The following is a 10210-nucleotide window of genomic DNA, read 5'->3' as shown; positions in this document are numbered from 1 at the left end:
TGCCAGTTGGCCTGTAAAGAGTGGCACGATCTGCCCGCCAATCATACCAAGCAGCTTGGCACGCATCAGAACCCGCCCGACCTGAATCCGAACAACCTCAAGATTGTCCGTTTTCACGAATATCTGGATGAACAGGGCAACGTGGTCTGGAACTTCTTTCCCGAGCAGTGCCGCCACTGCCTGACGCCCCCCTGTGTGGATGTGGCGGATATGGCAGTGCCTGGCGCAATGATTCAGGATAAAAGAACCGGAGCCGTACTGGCCACGGAAAAATCCTCGCAACTCAGTGAGGAAGACGCCCAGGCCGTACAGGACGCATGCCCTTACAACATACCGAGGCGTGACCCCAAAAATGGCCGCCTGACCAAGTGCGACATGTGCATTGACCGTGTCTCTGCGGGCATGCAGCCCATTTGCGTCAAAACCTGCCCCACAGGAGCAATGGTTTTCGGTGAACGTGAGGAACTGCTGCCCGTTGCCAAAAAGCGCCTTGAAGTTGCCAAAAAGCGTTGGCCCAAGGCCTTCCTTGCCGATATGGAAGACGTCAGCGTCATCTATCTGCTGGCAGACACCAAGGACAAGTACTACGAGTTCGCGGCCTTTATGTAGAGTGTCTCAGTCAGGTTTCAGTTTGGCATTGCTATAATTCTAAACTGAAATTATGCTGGATTACAGCATTGTAGCTATGGCTGTATCGGCGTTCAAAGGCTTCCTGCTTTCGGGCAGGTGCAATGGCTGATGGCGTCGATACAGCTTGGCGAGGCACTTGAATACGGCCCGGCGAAATTATTTCTCCGGCAGCAGCCCTGACCGCCCCGGCGGCGGGGAGCGGCTTTGTATCAAGTGCGGCGCGCGGGGCTTCCCGTGCGCCGCTGTCACCTTTCGAACGGAGGTTCAGGCCTCCGGGTTTTGGAGCATCAATGGCCTCACCCTGCCAAAGCGTGGCAAAAACCCTGGCGGACGTAGCAGCGCGCCGTCCTGTTCTGGAACCCGTACTGCGGGCTTTTGAGCCAATACTGGCTGCCCAGGCAGAGTTGACTGAAGATCTGGCAGACAGCGTACGCGCTACGGGGCTGCGCCTGCCAGAACCGCAAGCCGAGGCTCTGACTCAAGGGCTTTCGCTGCTGGCTGGCGTGTCATTGGCTGGTCTTGCTGGCCCCCTGCGCAGCAGTGCTGAAAAGCTGCTGCCTCTGCTGGTCAGCCTTGAAGCTATGGCTCCCCATGCCTCGGCTCTTGAGGCCATGCTGCTGGCTCCGGTCAAAGCGGAATCAAAGAAGAAAAAAAGCGCGGGTGCAGTAACTGCTGATCCCCGTGAAGCTTTTGCCGAAGCAATGCTTTCCGGCAACAGTGAGGAAGAGGCGCGCCTGGCCGAAGAATGCGGTCTTGACCCCTCAATTCTTCTGTTTGCCTTCAACTTTGTGCTGGCCCCTGTTTTGCGCGCCCTTGTGGTGCAGAGCCTGCCCGAAGAAGGAGACGCCCCGTGGGACGCAGGCAGCCGCTGGAAGCACGGGTATTGCCCGGTATGCGGCAGTTTTGCCACCATCGGCTGGCTGGACAAGCCCATGCTGGACGAAAAAAACGCCTATCTGGCGGGCGGCGGCGGTAAAAAGCATCTGCATTGCGGCCTGTGCGGCGCTAACTGGAAGTTCATGCGCGGCATTTGCCCCTCATGCGAAAAGGACGGCACAGGCGTGATGGAAATGCTGCGCGAAAGCGGAGCAGCGCATGGCGAACGGCTGGACTGGTGCACCCAGTGCAAGAGCTATTGCCCCACTGTGGACTTGCGTGAACGTGAAGGATGGCCTGATCTTGATGCGCTGGCTCTGGGCATGATGCATCTAGACATGGTGGCGGCCCGCAAGAAATTGCGCCCGCTCAAGCCTTCGTTCTGGAATGTTTTTTAGGGAAACGCTGATTTATTCCGTTTGGCGGCGTTGCTCCATTTTTTTGAAACAGTCGAGGACGGAAGAGTCCACTCCTGCTTCAAAAAAAGATCGCGCCTTGCCAAACGAAATAACTGCGCGTTTTCAGGAGGCTCTTTAATCAGTGCTTCCTTAGAACATCATCACTATGAAATGCCCGGGCAGTTGCGTGGGCAGACGCCCGCAGCCAGGGCGCAAGCGTTCTATATTGAATTGACGCGATGAATCGCCGCAATAAGCGTGCCTGTAATTATCTGGCAGCCCCGGCGCGAAGCAGCAGGGGATTGCCGCAGGGCAGAATGGGTATGGATTCCACGCGCCTGAAAACGCGCTGAAATAGCCCGAAATCGTGTCATTAGTGTTGAAACAAGGGCTTTTGCAGCCCGGCCTGATTGAGGTTTTGTGAAGCAAACGCCACAAAAGGCGCTTTTTGCATAAAATCTTTTTTCTGGCCGGAGGCGAATTCGCCTTTGTGCAATATGTTTTGAAAAGGCCGAAAGCATGCCGAACCGGGTAACCGGGAGGGAGCGCGTCCAGAGCTATGGGGCTGTGGACGAGACCCGGCGGCCGCCCGGTAAGGGCGCTCCGCATGCGCCAAGACATGAAGGTCTACTACCTCAGGAGGAGCTTGTTCATGAAAACCTTGGTCATCACTCTTTTTGCCCTGACTCTTTTGTGTGCCGGCGGAGCACAGGCCCGCAGCGTCAAGGAAATGTCGGAAACCATCAAAAAACCCATTGAAATTGAAGCTTCCGGCTCCAAGCGCATGAACGTCATGTTCCCGCACACGGCGCACAAGGGTATTTCCTGTTTTCAGTGTCACCACGAAGAAGGTGGTGATGGCCGCTATGTTGCCTGCACCGAATGCCATGCAACACCCGGCGCGCGTGAGCGTGACCCCATGAGCATGTTTATGGCATTCCATTCCCAGAGCAGCGACCGTTCCTGCCTTGGCTGTCACAAGAAGCTTGCCGCTGAAAATCCTGGCAAGTTCCCGCAGTTCAAGGGCTGCCGCCCCTGCCACATGAGCCCCGCCGCGCGTGAAGCCGCCGAGGCTGCCAAGGCCGCCAAGCAATAGTTTTTAAAGCCACATAGCGGCACTTGTGCCAATGTTCGGATGCCGGTCAGCGAAAGCTGGCCGGCATCTTGAATGATAGCCTTTCAAAGTGAAAAACTCTCTAGCCTCGCAGCAGTTTCATGCAGATGAGAGGCGCAGGGTTGCCGTGACGGTCAGTGCGCACTTCCAGCGCGTAGGGCTGAAAGCCCATTTGCGAGTAAAGAAGCAACCCGGCGCTGTTTTGGCTGAAGCAGGAAAGTGCAACTTCGGCGGCCTGATATCTGGAAAAGGCAAGACGGATCATTTCTGTGACAAGATAACGGGCAATGCCCTTTCTGCGGGCTTCAGGCGCTACTACCACATTGCCGATGGCGCAGCGCCCGCCGGCCTCCCACTGGTAAAAATTGGCAAAAGCCGCCACTTTGCCGTCAAGCAGCACCACAGTGGAATCTGCCCGCTTGCTGATGATTTCTTTCAGTTGGGGAGGAGTCAGGGGATAATCTGCGCCGGGAAACATGAAAAAAAGTTCTTCCTCGGTTTGAGGAAAACGGCAGATCGCTGAAATATCTTCCGGCTGAACCGGGCGGTGGGTGATGTGCGGCATGACGTTTCTCCGGCGGGCTGTAGTTCTGATATTCTTCAAAGGCCGCGGCGTATTGTCAAGCAGGCTTCCAGAGGCTGTCTCCAAGTAATTAGTTTGTCCGAATGATTGCGTTAAAAGGCCTTTTTTACTCCAGTCATGTGCCGTAAAAGTACATTTCTTCCGTAAAAAGGCCTTTTCCTTGCCCTTGGTGCAAAATCATTTACCTGGAGTCTGGCCTCGAGGCATGGCCTGATGCTTTCTTGCGCCTCCGCAAATCTGGTCATCCGTTATTGCGCAGCTTCTCCACAAGGTTTTCCACGGTCTTTGCCTGCTCGGTAAGATGCACAACCGCCTGGGCTGCCTCTGCCATAGTTTGCGCACTTCCACGGGCTGCCTGGCTGACACTGCTGATGGTGCGGTTCACTTCTTCGCTGGCGGCAGACTGCTCTTCGCTGGCGGCGGCAATGGCGCGCACCTGACCTGCTGTGGCATCGGCCATGCTAACAATGTCTTCAAGGGCTGAGCCGGATTTGCCAGCGCTGGCTGTTGCCAGCTTAACCTGCGCCACGGCTTCGTCGAGCGAGGCCATACTGTGAGCCGTGCTTCTTTGCATGGCGGTGATGGCTGCTCCCACATCGTGCGTGGAGGTGACGGTTTTTTCCGCCAATTTGCGCACCTCATCGGCAACAACGGCAAAGCCGCGTCCGGCGTCTCCGGCGCGCGCCGCTTCTATGGCCGCATTGAGGGCCAGCAAATTTGTCTGGTCTGCAATGTCTGAAATAAAGCCCATAATGCGGCTGATGTCGCGCGCGCGGGCATTAAGGTCATCCATGTCGGCCTTGAGTCTTTCAGAAACTTCATTGACCTTGTTGATGCTGTCCAGAGCCTGCCGCACGACCTCGGCCCCTTCTTCGGCGCTGGTTCGCGTTCCGGCTGACGCTTGCGCCGCCTGCCCGGCATTGTCTGCAACCTGCCGCACCGTGGCGTTCATCTGCTCCATAGCGGTTGCCGCGCCGTCCAGATTTTCCGCCGTGGTCGTGGCTCCCAGGCTGGACTGCTCGATCTGCCTTGTCAGCTGATCCGAGGCTGTGGTCAGGTTGTGGGCCACACCTTCCAGCTGTTGGGCAGTGTGCAGCAGGGTTTCTGTTCTGCCCTGTGCCTGCACCCGTGCGGCCTCGGCTTCGCGCAAGGCTTCTTCGGCCCGCTGCGAATGGCTCAAAGCCATCTGCGACTGTTTGTCTGCATTGCTGATGTGCTCTTGCAGCGATGCCACCATAGAGATGATGGAGGCATATACGCCGCGCCGATTTTTTTTGTTGCCGTCGGCATCCGTGTTGTAATCGCCTTTGGCCACACGCTGGGCCAGAGTGTTGAGCTGACCGGGATCAATGCCCAACTGGCGTTTGACTGAAACAATCAGCAGACAGGTTACAAGAATGCTGAACAGCAGGGCCGCGCCAGTAAGGCCCACAGCCATTTTTTGCGACTGATCGGCAATGTGGCGCGCGGCTTCGGCGGCCTGACGGCTGCGGGCTGTATCCAGCTCAAGCACTTGCTCGTAAAATTTTGCCAGACGCAGAAAATTGGCCCTGCTGCGGTCAAAAAGCGCTACGGCCTCGTCGCTTTCGCCTTCCTTGGCATGAGCGATGATTTGCAGACGGTTATGGGCGTCTTCCTGCGTGGCGACATTGATATGTTCCAGCAGTTCGGGCAGTTCCATGCCCTGATTTTCGCCATCCTGCGCAGATTTATCTGCAGCTGGCAGCACGCATTCTTCGGGTGTGGGGCGGGCCGCCAGATCCGCATAAATTTTTTCATATTCTGCAATGGTGCGGAGAGCGCGGTTGATGCGCGAGGTGTATTCCGTGATGGTCACGCGGTCTGTGCGTGTGCTTACGGCTGCCAGATCGGACCGGGTGGAGTAGAGCAGGGCGTTCATTGACTGAATCGCCACCACCGAGGGAATGACAGTTTCGGTGATGTGGTCCACTGTGGCAGTGATTTTTTGGCTGTTGCGCATATAAACGGCAAAAAGAAGCACCATAAAAAGAATGATGCTGCAAAACGAAAGAATCAGTTTTGCGCTCAGCTTCATTTGTATCCTCATTATTTGTTTATATGTTACGCCCCAATTCGCTCACACGCGGGAGATGCTGCTGGCTGCACGCTGGGTTACGTCTGTGCCCGGTGGATTTTACTGTGCGTGATTTTCTGTGCCGTCACCATCGTCGAACATGAAATTGTTGCCTGTAAGCTGCTTGCAGCGTTTTTTCATGCTGGCGGCGGCCCGTGCGAGATCAAAGCTGCTCTGAAAGCTGGTGGCGCACACGCCCACAATGGTTAGGGACATAAGGGGAAAGCGCTCTTCCTGATGGTTGCGGTTTTTGCCTTCGATGTAGCCGTTCTGAAAATCCTCGGCGTTATAGTAAGCGGCAACGCCCTGCGCAAAAGCGTTGATGATGTCCTGACAGACCTTTTCTGCCTCGGCCCGCTCGGTAACAGCTATAAAATCGTCGCCGCCGATGTGGCCCACAAAATCGCCTTCAGGCGTGTTTTCGGAGATGATGGATGCAAGGCGCTTGAGGACGCGGTCGCCGTTTTTGAAGCCGTATTTGTCGTTGTAGGCCTTGAAGTTGTCGATATCGAAGTAGAGCACGGTCTTGTCCAGGCTGAGCCGTACAAGGCGCTCCAGTTCAATGTCGATGAGGGCATTGCCCGGCAATTCGGAAAGGGGATTGAGCTGACGCGCATTGGCCACCTCAAGTTCAATACTTTTTTCAAGCAGTTCGCGCACAGTGACGATGCCCGCGTACTTGCCGTCGCGCGTAACGGTGACAAAGTCGTATATCTGGTTGCTTTCGCGCCGCATTGCGTGACGGGAGACCACATCTATGGTGGTCTGGTGGTCAACGCTCAAAAAGCTTTTGTCCATAACAGAGGCAATGGTTTTGCCCGCAAAAAGCGAGAAGCCGAAGCGCCCGCTCAACTGGCGGTGCAGGTTGTGGCGCATGACCGTGCCCACTGGCTTGCCGTCGTCCACCACGCACAGACCTTGAAGAGCTTCGTCGTGTTCAAAGCGCTCTACGACCTCAAGCACAGGCAGGGTGGGGGGCACAGTAAAGCCGGGGCGTATGATGTGCCGCACATGAAACTTGTGTACGCGTGCGCCGAAAAAGCGGTTTTTGATTTTGTTTTCGCGGTGGATAAAGCGCACCACATTTTCGGCAATGGGCAGAGGCTGCGGAGCGGGACGCTGGATGAAGTAGCCCTGGCCGTAAGGCACGTCGAAGCTGATAAGGGTTGCCAGCTCTTCTTCCGTTTCAATGCCCTCGGCAATGATGCGCGTGTTGGTCAGCGACGCAAATTCCTGCATGCTCTTGATAAGCGCCTGCCGGGTGAGGTCTTTATCCACGCCTCGAATCAGCTGCATATCCAGCTTGATGAAATGTGGCTGCACGTCTGAAATGAGATTGAGGCCGGAATATCCGGCCCCTGCGTCGTCAATGCTTATCTGGTAGTTTTGAGTCTTATAGTGCTCAATAATTTTTTTAAAGCCTCGCAAATTGTCCACGGATTCGCGTTCCGTGATCTCAAAAACCATATCTTCGGCGCTGATGGCAAAGCGGGTGAGATATTCTTTGGTGAAGCCCACGCCGAAGTGCGGGTCTTGTATGATGTTGGGATTGACGTTGAGGAAAAGGCGTATGCCCGTGGCGATCTGCCGTGCCGCCTTGAGGGCGCTGTAGCGGAACAGGTGCTCCAGCTCAAGCATGCGCCCGTGGCGCAGGGCCGCGTTGATGAGGGCTTCGGGATTTTCAAGGGGGCTGCCCGCCGGGCCGCGGCCAAGCGCTTCGTAGCCGAAAATGGAGCCGTCACGCAGGGATATAATAGGTTGCAAAACACTGTGGATGCTTTTGTTATGCAAAACATCCCACAGGGCTTGCCGCTCTTCCGCAGCCAGTGCGGTAGCGCGTGCGGCGGCGCGGGCAGCGGCCCGCATTGCGGCCAAAGGTTTTTCCAGAGGGCGCGGGCCAGGGCACAGGACCAGCGGTTCATTGCCGGAAGTAAAAGGAATTTGCACTAACGGCGTGGGCATAATCAGTCTCCGGTGAGGTGATGAATTGCCCAAAGAAGTAGCGCGCCAATATGGCAATACGGTGACAGATTAACAGGTTTTTGCGTATGTTGACGGATGATGGGGAGCTACTGAATATTATTTGTAATAATTTGTAATGTAAGTGTTTTTTAATTTCAGGCCAAATGTGTCATTTCAGCGAATGTTACCGCCAGACGAGGCAGCAGATGGGCCGTTGCAATAATGACACAAAGCATTGGTCACTGACTGCGGGCTAAAATTACATTCTTTTAATTTAAATAGTTGCGGTAAATGATGCTGTTCTTGCGAAGGGATGTGGCTTGAGGCGAAAGTTTGCAAAGATTTTTGGGGATGGGTTGATGAGCCTTAGCCTGCCACCAGTTTTGTCTGCTACAAGTTGAGCTGTGAATCTGAATGGGCCAAGATTAGTGCGAGCTGAATGTAAACAGATACGCCCCCGAAATATCGAAGGCGTATCTGTTTGGTTGCGGTGTCCTGCCGCTTCGGCTTACCGACAGGGCAGGGCTATATAGTAGAGTATTCCGACACTAGGCGGGCAAAACTTACTTGCCGCGGTTTGCCTTGGCCTTTCGCTTTTCCGCCATTTTCTTTCTGTGTTCATCTTCTTCAAGCTGGGCACGCCGCTTGTCAAAAGGCACTCAGCCACAGTTCATGCGGTCCATCGGCAGCCAGCCTTTCTTGAGGGCAAGCAGGTAAAACGCTGCAACGCCGCCAAAGATCAGCAATAAAATCAAGATATCTGCCATAGTGTTCTCCTGCTGCCGGGTGGTGCTGCCTGGCTGGCAAGCAAATGGGTATGCGCCTGCACGTTTGCCAGTAGCCATAAAACTGCGGTGCAGCGCTGGAATTTTTGCACACGGTCAGCGCCCGGCGTGGCAAGGCTAAGCAGCCTCGTCATACTATAAAAATACTGCCGAACAGCGGAAAGTCCAGCCTTGCAGCGATGTGTGGATGGATTTTCTTAGCGTAGAACTATGGATGTGGCAATGGTGTGGGATGTAGAGGGGCCGCACATTAGACGTGTCAGTTACACCTGGTTGAGGTTCAGTGGGGCAGCAATCTATAATGATAGTTTTTAAAAACGAGGAAAAATTGTTGGATAGCTGAGTTTATTTGATTTTGCAGGTTTTCTTTGAAGTGAGGACTACCACCAGTCTGATTAAATATAAAGTGCTGTGGATGAAAGAGAGGGACAAGCACGCATATTTTGATTGCAAAAAATAATATTTATTTTATTTGCTCACTATTTTATTTATATTTCGGGTGCATGCCCTGCAGGCGTATTTGGATTTTAACCACAATTATAAGGTTTGCTTATGAGGCTTCTTTCTTGTCTGCTGCCCATTGCTTCGCTCATTTTACCCGGTACAGGGCAAATCTTTTCAGGTTGCCTGATCCCCGGTTTGATATTTTTTGGCGCCTGGCTTGCGCTTGGTCACGCGCTTGCTGCCGTCAGCAGCAGCCTTGGGGCAGACGCCAGACATGCGGTATACTTCGCCGGGCTTGCCTGCGAGGTTTTGCTCCGGCTTGGTTCAGCCATTGACGTAGTTTTTCGGCAGCGATCTCAGGTCAGGGGCCTGGGCGGGCGTCAGTTGGGCCGGGCTGCCATTGCATGTGTATTCTGTGTTCTGTTGCTGGTGTTGGTGGCGGTGCCTGCGCCCGAACCTGTTCTCAAGGCGTATGCCGTGAACAGCAACCGTTCCAAGCTTCCTTCGATTGCTCTTGGCTCTCGTGTGCTGGTGGACGTTAAAGCGTATCAGACTTTGAAGCCACAAAAGAACGACATTGTCGTCGTTTCTCCCCGTAATGCAGTGGGGGAGCAGGCGATAACTCGTCCAATCATTGGTAAAGTAGAAGGCATTGCAGGCGAATGTGTGCAAGTGCCGTTCGTGAGCGATGTGAAAAACGGGGGCGATGGCGGAAAAACCTTCCGTGAATGTATTGTACCTGAGGGGGACGTGTATCTGTTGGCTCTCAACTTAATGCGCCAAGTTGCATTATTTGCGCCCTTGACCAATGTTGTCGGGCGTGTGGAGTATGTTTACTGGCCCCTTTCACAGATAGGGCGTGTAAGGAGTCGGACTATCGAGGCCGATAGTGATGCAAACCCGGAGAGCGAAGTTAGTCTTACCAGTAAGCATGAGGGGGACCTTGTGACTCATTAGACCGTGCTGCAGTGAGCATCTATCCAGTTATTACTGCACAGAACGTCATATTTTTGGGAGCAATTACCATAAAGGCATACTTCCTGTACAAAAGTCTGATTTCCTGTGTATGCATGTTTTCCTCATGATGAGAATGTCTCAGTTCAACAGGATGACATTCTGCAAGGTTACTAGCGCTTGACTATTCTTGGTGTAATTTCTACCTTTCCAAGAGGTGATTCGTACCCACCTTTCCACGAGCGGCTAACCATCCCGACAGTATGGCTTTTTTGCGTCCTTTTTTTGGAGGGCGCTGCTGGCTATCTATTGCCGGGTGCTATGGTCATGTCCAAGCTGAAAGGCTAAAAGCCATAAACTGCTCTCGTG

7 protein-coding genes are annotated in these 10210 nt (G+C 54.2%); 4 read left to right on the top strand and 3 right to left on the bottom strand.

The window, feature by feature from the left end:
- The 3 genes from QM579_RS12770 to QM579_RS12760 all read left to right on the top strand — a co-directional run.
- On the top strand, positions 1-609 hold a 609-nt coding region (locus QM579_RS12770; protein ID WP_414999517.1), incomplete at its 5' end, for a 4Fe-4S dicluster domain-containing protein.
- Between the two features lie 311 nt (positions 610-920).
- Positions 921-1904 (top strand): formate dehydrogenase accessory protein FdhE, encoded by a 984-nt coding sequence (locus QM579_RS12765; RefSeq protein WP_414999516.1) that lies wholly within the window; start codon positions 921-923, stop codon positions 1902-1904.
- Between the two features lie 652 nt (positions 1905-2556).
- Complete coding sequence (locus QM579_RS12760) at positions 2557-3000, top strand: cytochrome c3 family protein (protein ID WP_414999515.1); 444 nt, start codon at positions 2557-2559, stop codon at positions 2998-3000.
- 100 nt (positions 3001-3100) lie between these two features.
- Here QM579_RS12760 and QM579_RS12755 read toward each other — a convergent pair whose 3' ends face one another.
- The 3 genes from QM579_RS12755 to QM579_RS12745 all read right to left on the bottom strand — a co-directional run bounded on the left by QM579_RS12755 (position 3101) and on the right by QM579_RS12745 (position 7658).
- Positions 3101-3583, bottom strand: a complete 483-nt coding sequence (locus QM579_RS12755) for a GNAT family N-acetyltransferase (RefSeq protein WP_414999514.1) — start codon at positions 3581-3583, stop codon at positions 3101-3103.
- A 259-nt stretch (positions 3584-3842) separates the two neighbouring features.
- Entirely contained in the window at positions 3843-5657 is a 1815-nt protein-coding gene (locus tag QM579_RS12750) for a methyl-accepting chemotaxis protein (protein ID WP_414999513.1), read from the bottom strand.
- A gap of 99 nt (positions 5658-5756) precedes the next feature.
- Entirely contained in the window at positions 5757-7658 is a 1902-nt protein-coding gene (locus QM579_RS12745; RefSeq protein ID WP_414999512.1) for a GGDEF domain-containing protein, read from the bottom strand.
- A 1337-nt stretch (positions 7659-8995) separates the two neighbouring features.
- Here QM579_RS12745 and QM579_RS12740 point away from each other — a divergent pair.
- The gene (locus QM579_RS12740) at positions 8996-9844 is read left to right on the top strand and encodes a hypothetical protein (RefSeq protein WP_414999511.1); all 849 of its coding nucleotides are present in this window, start codon (positions 8996-8998) and stop codon (positions 9842-9844) included.
- The last annotated feature ends 366 nt before the right edge of the window (positions 9845-10210 follow it).

It is taken from the genome of Desulfovibrio sp. (assembly GCF_047607245.1).
Lineage (GTDB): Bacteria > Desulfobacterota > Desulfovibrionia > Desulfovibrionales > Desulfovibrionaceae > Desulfovibrio.
Note: the sequence above shows the minus strand (reverse complement) of the source record. Positions and strands in the feature narration are given on the sequence as shown.